Source organism: Microbacterium californiense, from assembly GCF_047246625.1.
GTDB lineage: Bacteria > Actinomycetota > Actinomycetes > Actinomycetales > Microbacteriaceae > Microbacterium.
This window is the reverse complement of record NZ_JBFOKQ010000001.1, coordinates 301,040-320,651: the sequence shown is the minus strand read 5'-3', so window position 1 is coordinate 320,651 and position 19,612 is coordinate 301,040. Positions and strand designations below refer to the sequence as shown.

General features: G+C 70.8%; 20 protein-coding genes. 14 read left to right on the top strand and 6 right to left on the bottom strand.

Going from position 1 to position 19,612, the window contains the following annotated elements; all coding sequences use genetic code 11:
* From AB3M82_RS01600 to AB3M82_RS01590, 3 genes are read left to right on the top strand one after another with little or no spacing between them, the layout of a single operon-like run.
* Positions 1–756 (top strand): lysophospholipid acyltransferase family protein, encoded by a 756-nt coding sequence (locus AB3M82_RS01600; protein WP_412955187.1) that lies wholly within the window; start codon positions 1–3, stop codon positions 754–756.
* On the top strand, positions 722–1,885 hold the full coding sequence (locus AB3M82_RS01595) for an NAD(P)H-dependent glycerol-3-phosphate dehydrogenase (RefSeq protein WP_412955185.1): 1,164 nt from the start codon (positions 722–724) through the stop codon (positions 1,883–1,885). Before AB3M82_RS01600 ends, AB3M82_RS01595 begins: the two co-directional genes overlap by 35 nt.
* The gene (locus AB3M82_RS01590; RefSeq protein ID WP_412955183.1) at positions 1,785–2,867 is read left to right on the top strand and encodes a D-alanine--D-alanine ligase family protein; all 1,083 of its coding nucleotides are present in this window, start codon (positions 1,785–1,787) and stop codon (positions 2,865–2,867) included. Before AB3M82_RS01595 ends, AB3M82_RS01590 begins: the two co-directional genes overlap by 101 nt.
* 37 nt (positions 2,868–2,904) lie before the next feature.
* Here the strand turns inward: AB3M82_RS01590 and AB3M82_RS01585 are convergent, their stop codons facing one another.
* Entirely contained in the window at positions 2,905–3,390 is a 486-nt protein-coding gene (locus AB3M82_RS01585) for a DUF3515 family protein (RefSeq protein ID WP_412955181.1), read from the bottom strand.
* A gap of 23 nt (positions 3,391–3,413) precedes the next feature.
* Here AB3M82_RS01585 and thiL point away from each other — a divergent pair, with 23 nt between their 5' ends.
* Positions 3,414–4,409: a thiamine-phosphate kinase gene (thiL, locus tag AB3M82_RS01580; protein ID WP_412955179.1), complete on the top strand. Its 996-nt coding sequence runs from the start codon at positions 3,414–3,416 to the stop codon at positions 4,407–4,409.
* On the opposite strand, the gene rsmD is transcribed toward thiL, so the two are convergent.
* Positions 4,379–4,972, bottom strand: a complete 594-nt coding sequence (gene rsmD / locus AB3M82_RS01575) for a 16S rRNA (guanine(966)-N(2))-methyltransferase RsmD (RefSeq protein ID WP_412955177.1) — start codon at positions 4,970–4,972, stop codon at positions 4,379–4,381. The genes thiL and rsmD overlap by 31 nt on opposite strands.
* Before the next feature lie 57 nt (positions 4,973–5,029).
* Between rsmD and AB3M82_RS01570 the strand changes: the two genes are divergently transcribed.
* From AB3M82_RS01570 to mutM, 6 genes are all read left to right on the top strand, one after another.
* Complete coding sequence (locus AB3M82_RS01570) at positions 5,030–7,201, top strand: ATP-dependent DNA helicase RecG (protein ID WP_412955175.1); 2,172 nt, start codon at positions 5,030–5,032, stop codon at positions 7,199–7,201.
* A gap of 51 nt (positions 7,202–7,252) precedes the next feature.
* A complete protein-coding gene (gene coaD / locus AB3M82_RS01565) occupies positions 7,253–7,750 on the top strand; it encodes a pantetheine-phosphate adenylyltransferase (protein WP_412955173.1) in 498 nt (165 codons plus the stop codon).
* A gap of 71 nt (positions 7,751–7,821) precedes the next feature.
* Positions 7,822–8,370: a YceD family protein gene (locus AB3M82_RS01560; protein ID WP_412957983.1), complete on the top strand. Its 549-nt coding sequence runs from the start codon at positions 7,822–7,824 to the stop codon at positions 8,368–8,370.
* 2 nt (positions 8,371–8,372) lie between these two features.
* The gene (gene rpmF, locus AB3M82_RS01555) at positions 8,373–8,582 is read left to right on the top strand and encodes a 50S ribosomal protein L32 (protein WP_050721097.1); all 210 of its coding nucleotides are present in this window, start codon (positions 8,373–8,375) and stop codon (positions 8,580–8,582) included.
* Between the two features lie 13 nt (positions 8,583–8,595).
* Positions 8,596–9,288 carry a ribonuclease III gene (rnc, locus tag AB3M82_RS01550; protein ID WP_412955171.1) on the top strand — a complete coding sequence of 231 codons (693 nt, stop codon included), beginning with the start codon at positions 8,596–8,598 and terminating at the stop codon, positions 9,286–9,288.
* Positions 9,281–10,153: a bifunctional DNA-formamidopyrimidine glycosylase/DNA-(apurinic or apyrimidinic site) lyase gene (gene mutM / locus AB3M82_RS01545; protein ID WP_412955170.1), complete on the top strand. Its 873-nt coding sequence runs from the start codon at positions 9,281–9,283 to the stop codon at positions 10,151–10,153. Before rnc ends, mutM begins: the two co-directional genes overlap by 8 nt.
* Positions 10,154–10,181: 28 nt before the next feature.
* Here mutM and AB3M82_RS01540 read toward each other — a convergent pair whose 3' ends face one another.
* Entirely contained in the window at positions 10,182–11,258 is a 1,077-nt protein-coding gene (locus AB3M82_RS01540; RefSeq protein WP_412955168.1) for a GNAT family N-acetyltransferase, read from the bottom strand.
* A 140-nt stretch (positions 11,259–11,398) separates the two neighbouring features.
* On the bottom strand, positions 11,399–11,674 hold the full coding sequence (locus AB3M82_RS01535) for a hypothetical protein (RefSeq protein ID WP_412955167.1): 276 nt from the start codon (positions 11,672–11,674) through the stop codon (positions 11,399–11,401).
* Positions 11,675–12,203: 529 nt separating this feature from the next.
* On the opposite strand from AB3M82_RS01535, the gene smc reads away from it, so the two are divergent.
* The 3 genes from smc (at position 12,204) to AB3M82_RS01520 (ending at position 17,230) form a co-directional block, all read left to right on the top strand.
* Positions 12,204–15,749: a chromosome segregation protein SMC gene (smc, locus tag AB3M82_RS01530; protein WP_412955165.1), complete on the top strand. Its 3,546-nt coding sequence runs from the start codon at positions 12,204–12,206 to the stop codon at positions 15,747–15,749.
* Positions 15,750–15,813: 64 nt separating this feature from the next.
* The gene (ftsY, locus tag AB3M82_RS01525; RefSeq protein ID WP_412955163.1) at positions 15,814–16,686 is read left to right on the top strand and encodes a signal recognition particle-docking protein FtsY; all 873 of its coding nucleotides are present in this window, start codon (positions 15,814–15,816) and stop codon (positions 16,684–16,686) included.
* 43 nt (positions 16,687–16,729) lie between these two features.
* Positions 16,730–17,230: a DUF2004 domain-containing protein gene (locus AB3M82_RS01520; protein ID WP_412955161.1), complete on the top strand. Its 501-nt coding sequence runs from the start codon at positions 16,730–16,732 to the stop codon at positions 17,228–17,230.
* A gap of 3 nt (positions 17,231–17,233) precedes the next feature.
* Here the strand turns inward: AB3M82_RS01520 and lipA are convergent, their stop codons facing one another.
* Positions 17,234–18,223 carry a lipoyl synthase gene (gene lipA / locus AB3M82_RS01515; RefSeq protein WP_412955159.1) on the bottom strand — a complete coding sequence of 330 codons (990 nt, stop codon included), beginning with the start codon at positions 18,221–18,223 and terminating at the stop codon, positions 17,234–17,236.
* Positions 18,220–18,954, bottom strand: coding sequence for a lipoyl(octanoyl) transferase LipB (gene lipB, locus AB3M82_RS01510; RefSeq protein ID WP_412955157.1), 735 nt, complete (start codon positions 18,952–18,954; stop codon positions 18,220–18,222). The genes lipA and lipB overlap by 4 nt, the downstream gene beginning before the upstream one ends.
* Between lipB and AB3M82_RS01505 the strand changes: the two genes are divergently transcribed.
* On the top strand, positions 18,953–19,609 hold the full coding sequence (locus AB3M82_RS01505) for a TetR/AcrR family transcriptional regulator (protein ID WP_412955155.1): 657 nt from the start codon (positions 18,953–18,955) through the stop codon (positions 19,607–19,609). The two genes, lipB and AB3M82_RS01505, sit on opposite strands and share 2 nt — an antisense overlap.
* The last annotated feature ends 3 nt before the right edge of the window (positions 19,610–19,612 follow it).

Here is a 19,612-nt window from a genome sequence, read left to right as displayed (position 1 = left end):
ATGGGAAATAGGTCGCCGGAGAAGGCGCGGCCGAGCCTCTTCTGGCCGCTCGCCGGCATCGTCGTGCCGCTCGTGTCCCTGTTGGCGAAGATCCGGGTGACCGGTGCGGAGAAGCTCCCGCGCGAAGGCGCCTACGTGCTCGCACCGAACCACTACTCGGAGTTCGACCCGCTCATCGTCGCTGTCGCTGTCTGGCGCATGGGCCGTGCGCCCCGCTTCATGGCGAAGGAGAGCCTCTTCCGCGTTCCCGTCCTGGGGTGGGTGCTGCGGCGCACGGGCATGGTCCCGGTCGCCCGCACGTCGAGCGCCTCGGCTGCGAAGGAGACCATGAAGCAGTCCGAGATGCTGGTCGAGCACGGCCGCGGCGTCATCGTGTATCCCGAGGGCACGCTCACGCGCGACCCCGACATGTGGCCGATGCGCGGCAAGTCGGGTGCGGTGCGTCTGGCTCTCGCCGACGGCATCCCGCTCATCCCGATGGCGCAGTGGGGCACCCAGGCCATCATGGGCCGGTACCAGAAGGGCCTGAGCCTCTGGCCGCTGCGCAAGCCCGTGACCGTGCTCGTCGGCGACCCCATCGACGTCTCCGACCTCCGCGGGCGAGCCGGCGACCAGACCGCTCTGAACGAGGCGACGACGCGCCTGATGAACGGCATCACGGCGCTGCTCGAGCAGATCCGCGACGAGAAGGCTCCGGCGGAACGCTGGAACCCGTCCTCGCATGGGCAGAAGGAGACAGGGCGCCTTGACTCCTAAGAGAACGGTACCGACCGGTCCGCGCGTGGCGGTGATCGGGGCCGGCAGCTGGGGCACGACGTTCGGCAAGATCCTCGCGGACGGCGGCGCGCAGGTGACCATGTGGGCACGGCGCGCCGAGCTCGCCCATGAGATCCACGAAGCCAAGCGGAACTCCCGCTACCTCCCGGGCATCAACCTGCCCCGCACGATGGCGGCGACGCACGAGCTGGCCACCGCTCTGGACGGGGCCGAGCAGGTCTACCTCTCGGTGCCCAGCCAGTCGCTCCGCGAGAACCTCAAGGCGCTGCGACCCCTGCTCGTGTCGTCGGACGCGAAGATCGTCAGCCTGATGAAGGGCGTCGAGCGCACGACCGGTCTGCGCATGAGCCAGGTGATCCAGCAGGAGCTCCGCTGCGACCCGGACCGCATCGCCGTCGCCTCGGGGCCGAACCTGGCCCTCGAGATCGCACGGGAGCAGCCGACGGCCGCCGTCATCTCCTCGCGCAGCCAGGAGACCGCCGAGATCGTGGCCCGCGCAGCGCGCAACGACTACTTCCGCACGTTCGTGAACACCGATGTCATCGGCACGGAGTTCGGCGGGGTGCTCAAGAACCTCATCGCCGTCGCCATCGGCATCGTCGACGGGGTCGGCTACGGCGAGAACACCAAGGCGTCGATCATCACCCGCGGCCTCGTGGAGATGACGGACTTCGCCGTCGCCAACGGCGCCCATCCCGAGACCCTCCAGGGCCTGGCCGGGCTCGGCGACCTGATCGCCACCTGCCAGTCGCCGCTGAGCCGGAACAACACGGCCGGGCGCCTGCTCGGCCAGGGCTACAGCTTCCAAGACGTCGTGAAGCAGATGCAGCAGACGGCCGAAGGCCTCGCCTCGGTGGCGCCGGTGCTGCAGCTCGCACGCGAATCCGAGGTGTACATGCCCATCGTCGAACAGGTGAAGATGGTGCTCGACGGGAAGATGGACCCGCGCGACATCGCTCCCCACCTGACGACGGACGACGACACCCCGCAGGGGGAGAGGACCAACCATGGACAAGCAGACGGTGGTGGTCCTCTTCGGCGGGCGCTCCAGCGAGCATTCGATCAGTTCCGCGACGGCGGGGGGCGTGCTCGGCGCGATCGATCGTGACCGCTACGACGTGATCCCGGTGGGCATCACGCGCGAGGGCGCCTTCGTGCTCGAGGACGACGATCCCGCGAAGTTCCCGCTCGACGCGGCACACCTGCCCGAGGTCGTCGACAACGGCAGCCGAGTCCTGTGGCCGGAGCCCGGGGGGAACCGCACGCTGCGGGTCGTCCACCCGGACGGCACTCTCGAGCAGCGCGGCGAGATCGACGTCGTCCTTCCCATCCTGCACGGCCCTCACGGCGAGGACGGCACGATCCAGGGGTACTTCGACACCCTGGAGGTCCCGTACGCGGGTGGCGGCGTCCTCGACTCGGCGCTGTGCATGGACAAGCACTTCATGAAGGTCGCCCTGCAGGCCGCGGGGATCGCCGTCGCGCCCTGGGTGACGGTGCGCCGCCGGGAGTGGGATGCCGATGCCGCAGCGATCCGCGCGCGTGCGGAAGAGCTGGGCCTGCCGCTGTTCGTGAAGCCCGCTCGCGCCGGATCGAGCGTGGGGGTGTCGAAGGTCACCGCTCCGGAGGAGCTCGACGCCGCCCTCGCCGTCGCCTTCGCGGAAGACGACAAGGTGCTCATCGAGACGGGCGTGGTCGGGCGAGAGATCGAGGTCGCGGTGCTGGAGGGCGCCGACGGCGTGCGCGCGTCGCTTCCCGGCGAGATCGTGCTCACCTCCCGCGGCTTCTACGACTTCGAGGGCAAGTACCTCGGTGGCGACGGCGTGGACGTGGTGTGCCCGGCCGTGCTGACGGATGCCGAGATCGCCGCGGTCCAGGAGGCCGGTGTCCGGGCCTTCGAGGCGGTCGACGGCCGAGGTCTCGCGCGCGTCGACATGTTCCTCACCGCGGCCGGCGACCTCGTGGTGAACGAGCTGAACACGATGCCCGGGTTCACCCCGATCTCGATGTTCCCGAAGTGCTGGGTCGCGTCGGGTCTCACATACGGAGACCTCATCACGGAGCTGATCGAGGCCGGTCTGCGACGCTGATCGAGGAGCGGCGCCCGTCGGGGGTGCCGCGCCCGGCTCAGCTCTGCGGGAAGTCCACGCGCTCGGTGCACTGCGCGGTCGCAGGTGCGAGACCGGGCTGGACGCTCGCCGACAGCTTCTCCACGACCGTGCGGAAGTCGACCTCCGCCTCGCGTCGGATGATGACCTCGAGGGCCGGCTCGCGACCGTAGGTGACGAGCCGCTGCCGCTCCTCCTCCTGATCGAGCACGAGCCAGTCGACGTTGCCGATCGTGGTGCAGACGAGGTCCGACGGCGCGGGCGGCTCGACGCCGCACCGCAGGACGATGGTCGGGTCGCCCCAGGCGCCGGTGGCCTGTGCGTCGGTCCAGACCCGGTCGAAACCGGCGACGTTCTCGGGCAGGAGCACGGAGACCTCCGCGCAGATCGGGTCGTTCGCGTCCTCGGCGGGCTCCAGGTGCACGGTGGTGGAGCAACCGACGAGAGCAAGACCCAGGGCCGACGCCACGGCGGCGGAGGCTGCGAGGCGGCGGGGGAGAGGCATGCTTCCAGGCTACCTTTGAGTGCATGCCCTCCCGTTCCGACTCCGAGGACCCTCGGCTCGGCGATCTGTCCGAGGGGCGGATCCTCCGGGAGATCCTCTCGCGCACCGCGCCGGGTGCCCATACGATCCTGGGACCGGGCGACGACGCGGCCGTGATCGCGGCGCCGTCGGGTTCCGTGGTCGCGACGACGGACACCCTCGTGCACGGTCCCGACTTCCGGCTGGCCTGGACCAGCGGGTACGACCTCGGCTGGAAGTCCGCCGCCGTCAACCTGGCCGACATCGCGGCGATGGGAGCGCGCCCGACCGCACTCCTCGTGGCCCTCGCGGTACCACGAGACCTGCCGCTCTCCTTCGTCGAGCGACTGGCCGACGGCTTCCGCGAGGCCTGCGCCGCGCTGGCGCCGGGATGCGCGGTCGTGGGCGGCGACCTCACGGTGTCGGACGTGCTCACGGTGGCGGTGACGGCGTTGGGCGACCTGGAGGGCAGGGCCCCGGTCACGCGCTCCGGCGCCCGTCCGGGTGACGTCGTGGCCGTCGCGGGGGAGCTGGGCCTCGCGGCGCGCGGCCTGGCGGTGCTCTTCGGACGCTTCCGGGCCGACGGCTCCCCGGTGCCCGTCCGCGCCGAGGCGCTCGCACCCGGGGAATCAGCGGCGGTCGCGGCGCAGCTGCGGCCCTCCCCGCCGATCGGGTTGGGCACCGCGGCAGCCGTGGCGGGGGCGACGGCGATGATGGACGTGTCGGACGGACTCGCGCTGGACGCCGTGCGCCTGGCCGATGCCTCGGGCGTGACCCTGTCCCTCGACCGTGCGGCACTGGGCGACGATCCGCCTCGGGCGCTGGGCGGAGGCGAGGACCACGCCCTGCTGGCGACCTTCCCGGAGGGTGTGCTGGCCCCGGGGTTCCGGGTGATCGGCCGCGTGCACGAGCGATCGCAAGCCCCCGTGCTGTGCGACGGGGTGCCGGTGGCCCCGGAGGGCTGGGACCCTTACCGCGACTGGGACTCGGCGGCCGGCTGAGACAGCCGGGGCTGCGCCCACCATACGGCCGTGTCGCCGTACGTCTTCTCCCGGACCAGTTCGAGCCCGGCTTCATCGAGGCGGGGCGGTGCCGACCGGCGCGCACGCTCCACCACGACGAGGCCGTCTTCCGCGAGCAGCGGCGCGACAGCGACCAGGTCGGCGATCATCGTCGCGTCGGCGAGGTCGTAGGGCGGGTCGGTGAACACGAGGTCGAAGGGGCCGGACGAGCGCGCGAGGTGGGACTGCACGGCGGACTCGTGCACCCGGGCGAGGGGGAGTCCGCCGGCGCGCGCGACGGCGCTGGCGTTCCGCCGCGCGACGGCTGCGGCGGGACGGCTCCTCTCGACGAGGTCGGCACTGCGCGCGCCGCGGCTCAGCGCTTCCAGCCCCAGGGCTCCGGATCCCGCGTACAGGTCGAGGACGCGGGCGTCCGCGAGGGCTCCGGCCGACTCGAGGGCGGCGAACAGCGACTCGCGCACGCGGTCGCTCGTGGGTCGGGTACCGGCGTCGGGGACCTGCAGCCGCGTGCCTCCGGCGGTACCGGCGATGATCCTCGTCACAGATTCACGATACGGCAGTCGGCGCGCCATGTCGGAACCGTTCCCTAGACTCGGAGCATGTCGCTCACCCTGGATTCGTCGCTCGACGACGCGCTCGGCGAGGCGACCGCGAAGACTCTCGACCGCGCCTTCAAGATGCGCACGGTCGGGGATCTCCTGGCTCACTACCCGCGCCGGTATGCCGATCCGGGCGAACTCACCCCCATCCGCGATCTGCCCCTGGGCGAGACGGTGACGATCGTCGCCGAGGTGCTCTCGTCCAGCTTCCGCCGCATGCGGAACCGCCCGGGCGCCATGGTCGACGTGGTGATCGGAGACGGGATCGGCCGCATGTCGCTGACCTTCTTCGCCAAGAGCATCGGACACGCGGAGTGGCGGGCGAAGGAGCTCGCGGTCGGACGTCGTGGTGTCTTCTCCGGGAAGGTGGGCGAGTTCAACGGCGTGACGCAGTTCGCGCATCCCGAGTACGAGCTCTTCGACGACGAGGATGCCGCGCGCCGTCGTGCCGACGCGCGAGCGGCGGTGCCGATCCCCATCTATCCCGCCACCTCGACGCTGCAGACCTGGCAGATCGCCCGTCTCGTCGGACGGGTCCTCGACGCCGTCTCCGGCATCCCGGATCCGCTGCCCGACGAGGTGCGCGTGCGAGAGGAGCTGCTGACGGCGCGCGACGCGATCGAGCGCATCCATCGTCCGCGGCACCGCAATGACATCGATCCCGCGGTGCGCACCCTGCGCATGCACGAGGCGCTCACCCTCCAGACCGCCCTCCTGCAGCAGCGCGACGCCGTGCGAGCGCTCTCGGCCACCCCGCGCCCGGCGAGCGCGGGCGGACTGCTCGAGCGCTTCGACGCCGCGCTGCCGTACGCGTTGACCGCCGATCAGGAGTCGGTCGGCCGGCAGGTCGCGGAGGACCTCGTCGGGGCCTGGCCGATGAACCGGCTCGTGCAGGGCGAGGTCGGCTCCGGCAAGACGCTGGTAGCGCTCCGGGCGATGCTCCAGGTGGCCGAGAGCGGCGGGCAGGCGGCGCTGATCGCCCCCACCGAGGTGCTCGCCGCCCAGCACCTGCGATCGATCTCGAAGATGCTGGGCCGCGATCTGGCTCCTCTGGTGATGCCCACGCTCCTGACCGGTCAGATGCCGGCGGCGGAGCGACGCAAGGCGGCGCTGCGCGTCGCGTCGGGGCAGGCGTTGATCGTCGTCGGCACCCATGCCCTGCTGGGGGACAAGACGACGTTCGCCGATCTCGGCCTCGTCGTCGTCGATGAACAGCATCGTTTCGGCGTCGAGCAGCGCGAAGCGCTGCGGGCCAAGGGGTCGAGTCCCCACGCACTCGTGCTGACGGCCACGCCGATCCCGCGCACGGTCGCGATGACCGTGTTCGGAGACCTCGACACGTCGGTGATCCGTACGATGCCGGCCGGACGCGCGGGCATCGAGTCGTTCGTCGCGCCTCTCGCCGAACACCCCGGTTGGTTCAACCGGGTGTGGGAGCGCGCCGCCGAGGAGATCGACCAGGGCCGGCAGGTGTTCGCCGTGTGCGCGGCCATCGACACGACGAAGAAGACCGCGGAGCCGGGCGAGCAGCCGCTCGTCCCGGAGGGGGCTGCGGGCCCGCGCTGGGGTGTCGTGCAGCTCGACGAGGCTCTGGCGACACATCCCACGCTGGGCGGGCTGCGTCGCGCCGTGCTGCACGGCAAGATGCCGTCGGACGAGAAGGATGCCGTGATGCAGGCTTTCGCCCGTGGCGACATCGACCTCCTCATCGCCACCACCGTGATCGAGGTGGGCGTCGATGTGCCGAACGCCTCGACGATGATCGTGCTCGACGCCGACCGTTTCGGCGTCTCCCAGCTGCATCAGCTCCGCGGGCGCGTGGGTCGCGGGGGCGTCCCCGGACTGTGCCTGCTCGTGACGGAGGCGGAGGCGGGCTCGGTGGCCCGCGAGCGCGTCGACGCGGTGGCCGCGACGCTCGACGGCTTCGCGCTGGCCGAGGTCGACCTCGAGCTCCGCGGCGAGGGCGATGTGCTGGGCGCCGCGCAGGCCGGGGTGCGTTCGTCCCTCAAGCTGCTCCGCGTGGTCAAGGACGCCGGCCTCATCGTCCGGGCTCGGGAACTGGGGGAGGAGATCCTCGGCTCCGACCCCGATCTGCGCGATCACCCGGGCCTCCGCGACGCCATCGCACGGCGCGTCACCGACGAAGACCGTGCCGCGCTCGCGAAGAATTGACCGCACGCCGAGCGCGTCCGCGCCCTCTGTGCCGTGCCCTAGGGTGGAACCATGAGCAGCAGGATCGCCGTCGTCCCCGGTTCGTTCGATCCGCCGACCTTGGGTCATCTGGACGTGATCCGACGGGCGGCCGCTCTGTTCGACGAACTGCACGTGCTCGTGGTCCACAACCCGGGCAAGGAGGCGATGCTGCCGATCTCGCAGCGGCTCGCGCTGCTCGAACGGTCGATCGCCGAGGACGGCATGCCGGGGAACATCGTGGTCGGGTCCTGGAGCATGGGGCTCCTGGTCGATTACGCGCGCGACGTGAACGCCGGCGTGCTCGTCAAGGGCATCCGCTCCCAGATCGATGTCGCCTACGAATCGCCGATGGCCATCGTCAACCGCCATCTGGCCGACATCGAGACGGTCTTCCTCCTTCCGGATCCGGCGCACGCGCTGGTGTCGAGCTCGCTCGTCCGGCAGGTCTCCTCGCTCGGCGGAGATGTCTCGCCGTTCGTCCCGCCCGCGGTCGCGGCGTTCCTCGACACCGGATCCCGGGGCATCTGACTCCTCGCGGTGCAGGCGGCGTCCAGCCCTCGCGCCGACCGAGCCGGTAGAATCGACGGGTGCGATCCCGACTGAACGGCCCCTTCATCCTGCCCGTCCGCGACATCGTCCGCCGGCCGGGAGAGATGCGCGAGCATGCCTTCACGGTCTCTCTGGCGGAGCAGTGGGGCGAAGGCATCGTCTCCTTCGAAGCCGGGTCCGAGGTCGACCTCGACGTGCGGCTGGAGTCGGTCCACGAGGGCATCCTGGTCTCCGGGACGGCGGACGCGGAGTACGTCGGCGTGTGCGGACGATGCCTGACCGACATCGCTCGGCCCGTCGAAGTCGAGTTCCAGGAGCTTTTCGCGTATCCTGGTGAGGAAGAAACTGATTTCGAGGTTCAAGACGACCACGTGGATCTTGAAACTCTCGTCAGGGATGCGGCCGTACTGTCGCTTCCATTTCAGCCGGTGTGTCAGCCGGATTGCCTGGGGCTCGACCCCGCGACGGGCGAACGTATGACCGCGAGCACCGGTACGGAGCAGGCCGCTCCCATCGATCCTCGATGGAGTGCGCTCCAGCAGATCACAGACCAAGACGGCGCCGCAGAGAGCAGCGCCGCCGAGAAAGAAGAGAGCTAGTCATGGCTGGTAACCCCCCGAAGCGCAAGGTTTCCCGTTCGAACACCCGCTCGCGCCGCGCGCAGTGGAAGGCGGAGGCTCCTGCCCTCGTCAAGACGGTCGAGAACGGCAAGGTCGTCTACAGCCGTCCCCACCAGGCGAAGGTCGTCACCGACTCGCAGGGCACCGAGCTGTTCCTCGAGTACAAGGGCCGTAAGGTCGCTGACGTCTGAGTCGCGAACAACCGTGACAGAGGTCCCCGGGGGGAAGAGGCCTCTCCCAGCAAAGCTCCGCGTCGACATCGACGCGGAGCTTCTGGAGTTGGCGCTCACGCACCGTTCGTACGCCTATGAGCACGGCGGGATCCCGCACAACGAGCGCCTGGAGTTCCTCGGCGACTCGGTGCTGGGTCAGGCCGTGACGGTGATGCTGTTCACGACGCACCCCGAGCTCGACGAAGGCGCTCTCGCGAAGCGCCGGGCGAGCGTGGTCTCGACCGTGGCGCTGGCGGAGGTCGCCCGAGGCATCGATCTGGGCAGCCACCTGCTGCTCGGGCGAGGCGAGGAGCAGACGGGCGGCCGCGACAAGGACTCGATCCTTGCGGACACCATGGAGGCCGTGATCGGCGCCACCTACCTGTCGGCCGGCCCGGACGCGGCCACCGATCTCGTGCTGCGCCTCACCAAGCCGCTGCTGGCCGACCCCGAGCGGTACGGCGCCGCGATGGATCCGAAGACGAGCCTGCAGGAGCTCGCCGCCCGTCTCGGCGCGACGCCCCCGCGGTATTCCGTGGAAGCCGCAGGCCCGGATCACGATCGACGGTTCACCGCCACGGTCGTCGTCGGCGACGTCAGCATGACCGGCGCGGGCAGCAGCAAGAAGACGGCCGAGATGGCCGCCGCGCTCAGTGCGTGGCGTCTGCTCAACGACCGTGCCTGAGCTGCCCGAGGTCGAGGTCGTCCGCGCGGGCCTGGCGCCCGCCGTCACCGGATCCCTCATCGCAGGGGTGAGCGTGTTCGACGACCGCGCGCTGACCCGTCACCCGGCCGGAGCCGCGGACTTCGTCACCCGGCTCGAGGGGAGGCGCATCGACACGGCCTCCCGGCGGGGCAAGTTCCTGTGGCTTCCCCTCGCGCGGACGGAAGGCGACGACGCCGCGCTCGTCGCCCACCTCGGGATGAGCGGCCAGATGCTGCTGCGCGCACCCGACGCCGGCGCCGAGCGTCATGAGCGTCTGCGCCTGCACCTGCACCATCCGGTGCATGGCGAGCTGGCTGTGGTCTTCTCCGATCAGCGCACGTTCGGATCCCTCGCCGTGGACCGTCTGGTGCCCGACGGCCCGACGATCGTCCCGACGCAGGTGCTGCACATCGCACGGGATCCGATCGACCCCTTCTTCGACGATCTGGCGTTCGTCGACGCCGTGCGTCGGCGCAGCAGTGCGGTCAAGCGCGTGCTCCTGGACCAGACAGTGGTCAGCGGGATCGGCAACATCTACGCCGATGAGGCGCTCTGGGCGTCGCGCATCCATCCCGAGACGCCGGCGTCCCGCCTCTCGGCGGCGTCGGTCCGGCGCCTCCTGCTCGAGGTGCGGGCGGTGCTCGCGAAGGCACTGGCCGAGGGCGGGACCAGCTTCGACGCGCAGTACGTGAACGTCAACGGTCAGGCCGGTTACTTCGCACACTCCTTGAATGCCTACGGGCGCGGCGGGCAGCCGTGCCCGCGCTGCGGCGGACCCATCCTTCGCGAGGCGTTCATGAATCGCTCGTCCCATTACTGCCCACGCTGCCAGCGCCGCCGCTGATCTCGATCAGCGACGGCGCCGGGGCGGCTCAGAGCCTCTTCTGCCAGGCTCCCGCGTACGACACCGGGACGAACCCGATCGCCTCGTTGATGTCGAGCATCGGGCGGTTCTCCTCCGCGTTGAACGTGGACACCCGCGTCGAGTGCGGCACGAGCTCCTTCCATCGGAGGAGGTTCGCGCACTTGACGATCATGCCCAGGCGGTGTCCGCGGTGCTCCCGTGCGACCAGCGTGCCGAACTGGTGCGTCACCCCGGTGCGATCCTCACCGATGAGGAGTTCGTTGTACGCGACGATCGAGCCGGAGGGCACGTGCTCGACGGCCGCGACGGAGACGAGCTGCCCGGCGCCGGTGAGACGGGCGTCGCGTCGGACCACCCGGTCGGCGTCCCACCGCTCCTCGTCGAACTCCATGTCGCCGCTCGGCGCATCGGTCACGAGCCGCGCGAGGACGGCGGCGTATCCCTCCCGGAACTCGGGCGGGGTCGGCAGCGTCCACTCGACGAGGCGGTAGTCGTCGCCCGCCGTCCGTCGAGCGTCCGCCAGTGCGGTGCGCAGTGGGGCGGCATCCGCCGTCAGGTCGAGCTCGCTGTTGCGCTCGACCTGTTCGAGGCGGAATCCGCGCTGCTGGAGCAGGGCCGTCAACGCCGTGGGCGGAACGCGCCCCCACCCCGTCTGCGGCACGAGCACGTCATCGGAGGCGTCGGGACGGTGGAGGCTCCACAGCTGCAGTCGGGCGCGCCCGTGACGACGGGCTTCGGACTCGGCGCGATCGAGGAGCGCCTCCTCGATGCCCCGACCCCAGTTCACGGCGGGAACGAGCAGATCCAGTTCGGCGGAGAGCGCGCCCTCCTCCTGCGGATAGTCCACGGTCACCATGCCGAGGATCTCGGATCCCCTCCGGGCGACGAACCCGGTGTGGAGCGTGTCGGTGGCGTCCTGCCAGGACGAGAGCATCTCCGCCGCCGTCGGGGCGAGCTGGGGGATCCCCGTGCTCTCGTCGCAGATCTGGCGCCCCAGCTCGCCGTAGCGCAGGAAGTCGCCGGCGTCGGCATCCTCCAGCGCGCGCGGCACCGTCAGGGGGTCGATCGTCACGTCGACGGTCATGTCGATTCCTTCTTCCGGTCGGGGAGACGCGTACGGGAGACGCTCGGTGGGGAGCGCCGCGGGCGCACTCGCCCGTGCGGCGGGCACGGGCGAGTGCGCGAGGGCGGATGCGGGGAGAGGCCGACTCATGTCTGCGTCCGTCAATGCATCTGCCGTTGCAGGTGATACGAGAGCACGATAGCGCTCTCGCGCGGAGTGAGGTGCTGGTCGCTGAGGAGCAGCGGCCCGCTCACCGACCGCCATTCCCGGCGTCGACGTCGCGGCCGCTGCGTGCGCTGCAACAGCCACAGACCGATGCGCAGAGACAGGCGGTCGGCAGCCGACAGCGCGCGCAGCTCGTCGGGTGCGGGGAAGCGGACCGTACGGTCCTCGGTATCCGGGGGATGGGTGAGGGTGTGGGACAGCGTGGTGTTCACGATGATTTCCTTCGTCGAGATGTGCGGGTGCACGGAAGGCGTCGCCCACGATGGGGCGAGCCGGTGGCGGATGCGCGAGTACGCGGGGAGCCCGGCACGCAGGAGCGGCGGGCGGGAGCCGACGGATGCCGTCGGCCGGGGCCGTGGTCTCGAGGACCGAGTCGGCCGTGCACGGAGTACCGGTGGTGCGTCGACCGCGGGAAGCGGGACGCCTCGCGGCCGGATTACGACAGAGTGCGGGCGTGGACGCCGAGGTCGGTCACCGAGTGCACGGGGCGCAGCGCGGAGAAGGCGCGCGCGACGAGGCCTGGGGCCTGTGCGGTGTGCATGATGTTGATCATCGGTAACCTCCTTTCTTGAGGCGTCGGTCGATCAACCTAGCGAACAAGAGGGCGTCGCGTCAAGCGTTTTCTCAGGATCGATGCTGTCGATGCGGCCCAGAGCATCCACCTGCCGCGCGCTCTCCCCGGCTTTCCGCGGGACTCCGGTAACGTGTGGGCGTGATTCCTCCCGAACGATGGGTGCCCCGATGCATCTGAAGAGCCTGACCCTGAAAGGCTTCAAGTCGTTCGCCCAGCCCACGAGCTTCATCTTCGAGCCGGGTGTGACCTGCATCGTCGGGCCGAACGGCTCCGGCAAGTCGAACGTGGTCGACGCCCTTGCGTGGGTCATGGGGGAGCAGGGCGCGAAGACGCTTCGCGGCGGCAAGATGGAGGACGTCATCTTCGCCGGGACCTCGACGCGAGGCCCGCTGGGCCGGGCGGAGGTGCAGCTCACGATCGACAACAGCGACGGCGCGCTCCCGATCGAATACGCCGAGGTCACGATCAGCCGCACGCTGTTCCGCAACGGATCCAGCGAGTACGCGATCAACGGAGACAGCTGCCGTCTGCTCGACGTGCAGGAGCTCCTCAGCGACTCGGGCCTCGGCCGCGAGATGCACGTGATCGTCGGCCAGGGGCGTCTCGACACAGTCCTCCAGGCCTCACCGGAGGATCGACGGGGGTTCATCGAAGAGGCCGCCGGCATCCTCAAGCACCGTCGCCGCAAGGAGAAGACGGTCCGCAAGCTCGAGGCGATGGAGACCAACCTCACGCGGCTCAGCGATCTCGCCGGCGAGATCCGGCGCCAGCTGAAGCCGCTCGGGCGTCAGGCCGAGATCGCGCGGGAGGCGCAGACCATCGCCGCAGTCGTGCGCGACGCCAAGGCGCGTCTGTTCGCCGACGACGTCGTGGCGCTGCGGACGGCCCTCGCGGATCACACCCGCACCGAGCAGGAGCGCCATACGGAGCGCCTGGTGCTGACCGATCAGCTTGAAGCGGTCCGGGCCGGCATCGCACGGCTCGAGCAGGACCAGAACTCGGTCGCCGTCGACCGGGCGCGCGGGGTCGCCTTCGGGCTCGAGCAGGTGCAGGAGCGCATGCGCGGGCTCTTCACGCTCGCAAACCAGCGTCTCGCGCTGCTCGGCTCCGAGGACGACGACGCCGCCGTCTCCGCGATCACGGTGACCCAGGGGATCATCGACGAGGCCCGGGAAGACGTCACCACGATCGCCGCGGGTCTCGGCGATGCGCAGGATGCCGCAGCGGCAGCGAGCCGCGAGGTCATGCATGCGCGGGCCGAGCTCGACACGCTCGATGTCGACATCGCCGAGCAGAGCGCGCTGGTGTCGGAGTACGACATGCGGCTCACGGCGCTGCGCGGCACGGCCGACGCGGCAGCCTCCGCGCTGGCCGCGGTGCGCGGTGCCGTGCTGCGGCAGGAGAACGCCCTCGAGGCCGCCGATGCGCGTCGCCGGGAGGCGGCCGAGGCGTGGGAGGCGATCGAGGAGGCCGAGGCCCCGGAGGGGTCGGCCGCCGAGTACTCCGCCGCCTATGAGAGCGCCCAGCGCGCCGCGACGGCTGCCGAGGCGGAGCGGGAGACCCTCCGTGAACGGCTGCATGCGGCGGAGCGCGAGGTCGACGCACTCACGGCGAAGGCCGCGGCCCTCGGGAGCGCTCTGGCGCTGTCCGGCGGGTCCGCCGAGATCGTCAAGTCCGGGGTAGCGGGCGTCCGCGGGCTCGTGGGCGACGCGGTGCAGGTGGAATCCGGCTTCGAAGCGGCGATCGCCGCCGTGCTCGGGCCTCTGGCCGAGGGTGTGCTGGTCGACACCCGCGCGGATGCGTTCGCCCTGGCCTTCGACGCCGCCGATCAGCAGCGCGGGGTCGTGGACTTCGTGGCCGCCGAGGCTCCGCGCATCGAGACGCATCCGCCCCGGATCGACGGCACCACCCCCGCGGTGTCGGCCGTCACCGCCCCGGACGGGGTGCTCGGCATCCTCGCGCACGTGCTCATCGCCGACGACCTCGACGCGGCCCGACGCGCGCGCGCCTCGCTCGACGCGCTCGGCGACGTCAGCACCACGATCGTGACCGCCGGCGGTGACGTCATCACCTCGCACACCCTGCGCACCGGGTCGGGCGGGGAGCGGTCCCGACTCGAGCTCGCGGCCGAGCGCGACGCCGCGACCGACCGGCTGGCCGAGGTGCAGGTCATCGTGGATTCCCTCCGCGAGGCGCGCGTGGACGCCGACGACGCGGTCGAGACGACACGGCGCCAGGCGAAGGACGCCCTGCGGGCGCTGCGGGAACTCGACGCGGCCCTCGCGAGCCATGCCGAGCAGGTCAACCGCATCACGGTGCGGCACGAGGCCGCGGTCGCGGAGTGCGAGCGCCTCGAGACCGGTCTCGCTCAAGCGCAGTCCGCCGTGAGTGAGGCCGAGGTCGCGGCCGAGGCGGCCATGTCCGAACTCGAGGCGGCGATCGCCGCGCCGCGCCCGGTGCTCGACGCCTCCGCGCGGGACGGTCTTCTCGAAGCCCTGGAGGCGGCGCGTGAGGGCGAGGTGCGGGCACGCCTGGAGATCGAGACGCTCCGGGAGCGGGTGCGCGCCGCGCAGGCGCGGGTGACCGCGCTCGAGCGGCAGCGCGAGCAGGAGAAGGATGCCGCGGCGGAAGCCGCGCGTCGCGCCGTCATCCGCCGTGCGCAGCGCGAAGCCGCCGCCGGGGTGGCGGTGGAGCTCCCGCGCATCCTCGACTCGCTCGACCGCTCGGTGACCGAGGCGCGAATCGCGCTGGCGGAGGCGGAGTCCGCCCGGTCGGCCCAGAACGAGGAGCTCACGGCGCTGCGGAGGCAGGAGGGGTCGCTGCGCGAGCGTCTGGCGGGCCTCACCGAGAGCGTCCACGGCCTCGAGCTGCAGATCCACGAGAAGAAGCTCCACCTGCACAGCCTCTTGGAGCGTGTCGCCTCCGAACTGGCGCTGGAGGAGGACATCCTGGTCGCCGAATACGGCCCCGACCAGCCCGTCCTCCGGGACGCCGCCGGCCTCGTCGACGACGGCGAGATCGACGCCGACCTGACGATCCCCTACGACCGCCGAATGCAGCAGCGGCGGTTGGCGGACGCCGAGCGCAAGCTGAGTCAGCTCGGGCGGGTCAACCCGCTCGCCCTCGAGGAGTTCGCGGCTCTCGAGCAGCGCCATGCCTTCCTTACCGAGCAGCTCGCCGACCTCACCCAGACGCGCCAGGATCTCCTGACGATCATCGCGGACCTCGACGAGCGGATGCAGACCATCTTCGCGAGCGCGTTCGAGGACACGAAGGAGGCGTTCGGCGAGGTCTTCCCGCTGCTCTTCCCCGGCGGCTCCGGAAGCATCTCCCTGACCGACCCGGAGAACATGCTGACGACGGGCATCGAGGTGTCGGTGCGGCCCGTCGGGAAGAAGATCGAGCGGCTCTCGCTGCTCTCGGGCGGGGAGCGCTCCCTCGCCGCGGTGGCCCTGCTCGTCGCGATCTTCAAGGCCCGGCCCAGCCCCTTCTACATCCTCGACGAGGTGGAGGCCGCGTTGGACGACGCGAACCTCGGCCGTCTGCTGACGGTCTTCGAGCAGTTGCGGGAGAACTCCCAGCTGCTCGTCATCACGCACCAGAAACGCACGATGGAGATCGCCGACGCCCTGTACGGGGTGTCCATGCGTCAGGACGGCGTGTCGGCCGTCGTGGGGCAGCGGGTCGGCGATCGCGCGGCCGCCGCGAGCTGAGGGGCCCGGCTCGCCGAGAGGACGACGCGCCGGCGAGTCGCGGCGCTCCGCGTAGGCTGGGGGCATGGCGGAGAAGTCCTGGTCCCTCGGCCGCGCACTGCGCGGCATGTTCGTGAAGCCCACGATCGACGAAACGACGTGGGACGACCTCGAGACGGCCCTCATCACCGCCGACTTCGGTCCCGACATCAGCGAGCGGATCGTCGACGAGCTGCGGGAGAAGGTGGCCCGCTACCGCACCACGGATCCCCGCGATCTGCAGCGCATGCTCCGCGAGACGCTGGAGGAGCACTTCGCGAAGTTCGACACCACCCTCAAGCTCACGGAGCGCCCCGCGGTCGTGCTCGTCGTCGGCGTGAACGGCGTCGGCAAGACGACCACGATCGGCAAGTTCACCAAGTTCCTGCGCGGCTTCGAGCGCAGCGTCGTCGTCGGTGCGGCCGACACCTTCCGCGCCGCCGCCGTGGACCAGCTGGCCACCTGGGCGCAGCGCGGGGGAGCGGCGATCGTGCGCCCGCAGCAGGAGGGGCAGGATCCGGCGTCCGTCGCCTTCCAGACCATCGAGTTCGCGAAGCGCGAGGGCATCGAGATCGCGATCATCGACACCGCGGGGCGCCTGCACACCAAGGGCGGACTCATGGACGAGCTGTCCAAGATCCGACGGGTCGTCGAGAAGCAGGCTCCCATCAGCGAGGTGCTCCTCGTGCTGGATGCGACGACCGGTCAGAACGGCGTCATGCAGGCCGAGGCCTTCCTCGAGCACGCCGGCGTCACCGGTCTCGTCCTCACCAAGCTCGACGGCTCCGCGAAGGGCGGGTTCGTGCTCGCGGTGCAGGAGCGGACCGGCATCCCCGTGAAGCTCCTCGGACAGGGCGAGGGCATCGACGATCTCACCGGATTCACCCCCCACGTCTTCGTCCAGTCGCTGGTCGGCTGAGACGGGACTACCGCCGCGAGCAGAGGGCTGGTTTCATAGCGTTATGGCGATCGAACACGACTACTTCGGGCTCCTGTCCTCCGGACCGGACGGCTCGATCTTCTGGTCGGAGACCGTCGAGTTCGGCGACCAGAGTGTGACGGTCGACCTGACCGCACCGGATCAGGACGACGTCTCGGCCGAGGCGCTCGACATCGCCGCCTCCCTGATCGCGGGCCTGGAGTCGGTCGACGGCACCGCGCGTCGGGGCATGCTCGCCGAGGTGGACGATCGCACCAGCGAGGTCACGGAGTACATCCTGCAGCAGCAGGAGGCCTATGGCGACGACCTCGTCGACGTCCTCGTCGACGTCTCGGGCGATGCGGCCGTCGACATCATCCGGTCCCTGCGCCTCATGAGCATGACGATCCTGGCCGACGAGCACGGCGGATCGGAGCCGTTCGCCGTGCTCGAGTATGCGCTCGACGCCGGCACGACCGACGACGTGCTCCTCGTCAACCTCGGGTCCGACGGGTCCGTGCAGTCGGTGATGAGCGCCGACTGAGGCTCACACGGCCTGGGCGAAGCCCAGGTCGGCTCCCTCGGCGATGTGCGCGAGGTGCTCGGGGATGTCGCGGCCCTTCGAGACCATGGACTGGGCCCACAGACGCCCTGCCCGGTACGACGAGCGCACCAGCGGGCCCGCGAGCACGCCGAGGAATCCGATGCGCTCCGCCTCCTCCTTGAACTCGACGAACTCGGCCGGCTTGACCCAGCGGGCGACCGGCAGATGACGCGGGGAGGGCCGGAGGTACTGCGTGATGGTGATGATGTCGCATCCCGCCTCGTGGAGGTCGTGCAGCGCCTGCACGACCTCTTCGGGCTCCTCGCCCATCCCGAGGATGAGGTTGGACTTGGTGATGAGGCCGGCATCCCGTGCCCGTGTCAGCACACCCAGGGAGCGTTCGTAGCGGAAGGCGGGACGGATGCGCTTGAAGATCCGCGGAACCGTCTCGACGTTGTGGGCGAAGACCTCCGGCCGGGACTCGAAGACCACGTCGAGCTGCGAGGGTTCGCCGTTGAAGTCGGTGGCCAGGAGCTCGACGCCCGTCCGGGGGTTCCGGGCGTGGATCTGCCGTACCGTCTCGGCGTTCAGCCACGCACCGCCGTCGGGGAGATCGTCACGCGCCACGCACGTCACCGTGGCGTAGCGCAGATTCATTCGCTGCACGCTCTCGGCGACGCGCCGCGGCTCGTCGGTGTCGTAGTCGGCGGGCTTCCCGGTGTCGATCTGGCAGAAGTCGCAACGTCTCGTGCACTGCGATCCGCCGATCAGGAAGGTGGCCTCCCGGTCCTCCCAGCATTCGTAGATGTTGGGGCAGCCCGCCTCCTGGCACACGGTGTGGAGATCCTCGCCCTTGACGAGGGTCTGCAGCGCGGTGTACTCCGGGCCCATCTTCGCCTTGGTGCGGATCCACTCCGGCTTGCGCTCGATCGGGGTCTCCGCGTTGCGCACCTCGAGGCGGAGCAGCTTGCGGCCTTCGGGCACGGCGCTCATGCGGCCATCTCCGCGTACTCGCGGGCGAAGGCCTCGGTCACCGCGGGTGCGATGTCCGCGGGCGTCACGTGCACCCCGGTGACCTCGCTGATCGTCGTGACCCCGGCATCCGTGATGCCGCACGGCACGATCCCGCGGAAGCCGTCGAGGGTGTTGTCGCAGTTGACCGCGAAGCCGTGCATGGTGACGCCCTGCTGCACGCGCACGCCGATCGCGGCGACCTTGTCCTCCGCGCCGGGGCGGCCCACCCACACGCCGCTGCGGCCCTCGACCCGGTGGCCGTCGACGCCGAACGGCCGGAGCGCCTCCATCAGGGTGCGCTCCAGTCGGCGCACGTGCGCCACGACGTCCACCGGCTCCGGCAGACGCACGATGGGGTAGCCGACGAGCTGGCCCGGACCGTGCCAGGTGATCTTCCCACCCCGGTCGACGTCGATGACCGGGGTTCCGTCGCGCGGGCGCTCATGCGGCTCCGTCCGCCGACCGGCCGTGTACACCGCCTCGTGCTCCAGCAGGATCAGCGTGTCGGGTCGACGGCGAGCGACCACCTCCCCGTGGATCCGTCGCTGCAGGTCCCAGCCTCGGTGGTACGGCACGTAGTCGGGGGCGAGGCCGGCGATGAGGACGTCGAGCATGGGGATCTCCGTTCGCAGGATTTTTGGAGCGCGTCCAACAATACGCCGGATCCGAGGATGCCGGCGCAGGGACGTGCCGAGGTAGCGTGAGAGCATGAATCCGACCGGTCGGGCGGGCCGTCCCAAGGCCTCCTCGCGCGAGACCCTCGCCGAAGCGGCGTGCGAGCTGTTCCTCGAGCGCGGTTACGACGCGACCTCCGTCGCCGACATCACGCAGCGGGCGGGGGTCAGCCGCTCCAGCTTCTTCAACTACTTCTCGTCCAAGAGCGACGTGCTGTGGTCGGGGACCGATGCGCGCATCGACCGGGCGATCGCGGGGCTCGACGCGCTGGGCGCCCGCGCGGACGGCGACGCCGTGCGCGGCATCCTCCTCCTCATCGTGCAGGACGTCGAGCCCGACCCGCTGGCGCTCGCGCTGCGCAATGCGGCGGTCATGGGCCTGGAGGAGGAGCTCGTCCGCGACACCGGCGTCCGGCACGCGCGGCTCGCGGCATCCGTCGCCCGCACCGCTCGGGCGAGCGGCATCGACGACGTGCGCGCCCACGTCCTCGGCGCGGCGCACGCGGCGGCCGTGCTGTCGTCGCTGCGCGTCTGGGCGGAGCAGGGAGCGGGCCGTGGAGCGCCGGACCGGGTCCTCCGCGAGGCCCTCCGCTGCATCTACGACCTCCCGTGGCGGCCGGGGGAGCCTCTCGGGGCGGTGACCGGCGGAGCGACCGGGTCGAGTGCGGGTGAGGACGCCCCACTCGCGTAGAAT

What these genes read in the sequence shown, in the direction of transcription:
- lipA (WP_412955159.1), bottom strand. Translation starts at nt 18,223, where the DNA reads ATGAGCGCCGTGCCCGAAGGCCGCAAGCTGCTCCGCCTCGAGGTGCGC.
- AB3M82_RS01590 (WP_412955183.1), top strand. Translation starts at nt 1,785, where the DNA reads ATGGACAAGCAGACGGTGGTGGTCCTCTTCGGCGGGCGCTCCAGCGAG.
- AB3M82_RS01600 (WP_412955187.1), top strand. Translation starts at nt 1, where the DNA reads ATGGGAAATAGGTCGCCGGAGAAGGCGCGGCCGAGCCTCTTCTGGCCG.
- AB3M82_RS01595 (WP_412955185.1), top strand. Translation starts at nt 722, where the DNA reads ATGGGCAGAAGGAGACAGGGCGCCTTGACTCCTAAGAGAACGGTACCG.
- AB3M82_RS01520 (WP_412955161.1), top strand. Translation starts at nt 16,730, where the DNA reads ATGGCGATCGAACACGACTACTTCGGGCTCCTGTCCTCCGGACCGGAC.
- AB3M82_RS01570 (WP_412955175.1), top strand. Translation starts at nt 5,030, where the DNA reads ATGTCGCTCACCCTGGATTCGTCGCTCGACGACGCGCTCGGCGAGGCG.
- rpmF (WP_050721097.1), top strand. Translation starts at nt 8,373, where the DNA reads ATGGCTGGTAACCCCCCGAAGCGCAAGGTTTCCCGTTCGAACACCCGC.
- AB3M82_RS01585 (WP_412955181.1), bottom strand. Translation starts at nt 3,390, where the DNA reads ATGCCTCTCCCCCGCCGCCTCGCAGCCTCCGCCGCCGTGGCGTCGGCC.
- AB3M82_RS01505 (WP_412955155.1), top strand. Translation starts at nt 18,953, where the DNA reads ATGAATCCGACCGGTCGGGCGGGCCGTCCCAAGGCCTCCTCGCGCGAG.
- AB3M82_RS01540 (WP_412955168.1), bottom strand. Translation starts at nt 11,258, where the DNA reads ATGACCGTCGACGTGACGATCGACCCCCTGACGGTGCCGCGCGCGCTG.
- thiL (WP_412955179.1), top strand. Translation starts at nt 3,414, where the DNA reads ATGCCCTCCCGTTCCGACTCCGAGGACCCTCGGCTCGGCGATCTGTCC.
- lipB (WP_412955157.1), bottom strand. Translation starts at nt 18,954, where the DNA reads ATGCTCTCACGCTACCTCGGCACGTCCCTGCGCCGGCATCCTCGGATC.
- coaD (WP_412955173.1), top strand. Translation starts at nt 7,253, where the DNA reads ATGAGCAGCAGGATCGCCGTCGTCCCCGGTTCGTTCGATCCGCCGACC.
- ftsY (WP_412955163.1), top strand. Translation starts at nt 15,814, where the DNA reads ATGGCGGAGAAGTCCTGGTCCCTCGGCCGCGCACTGCGCGGCATGTTC.
- smc (WP_412955165.1), top strand. Translation starts at nt 12,204, where the DNA reads ATGCATCTGAAGAGCCTGACCCTGAAAGGCTTCAAGTCGTTCGCCCAG.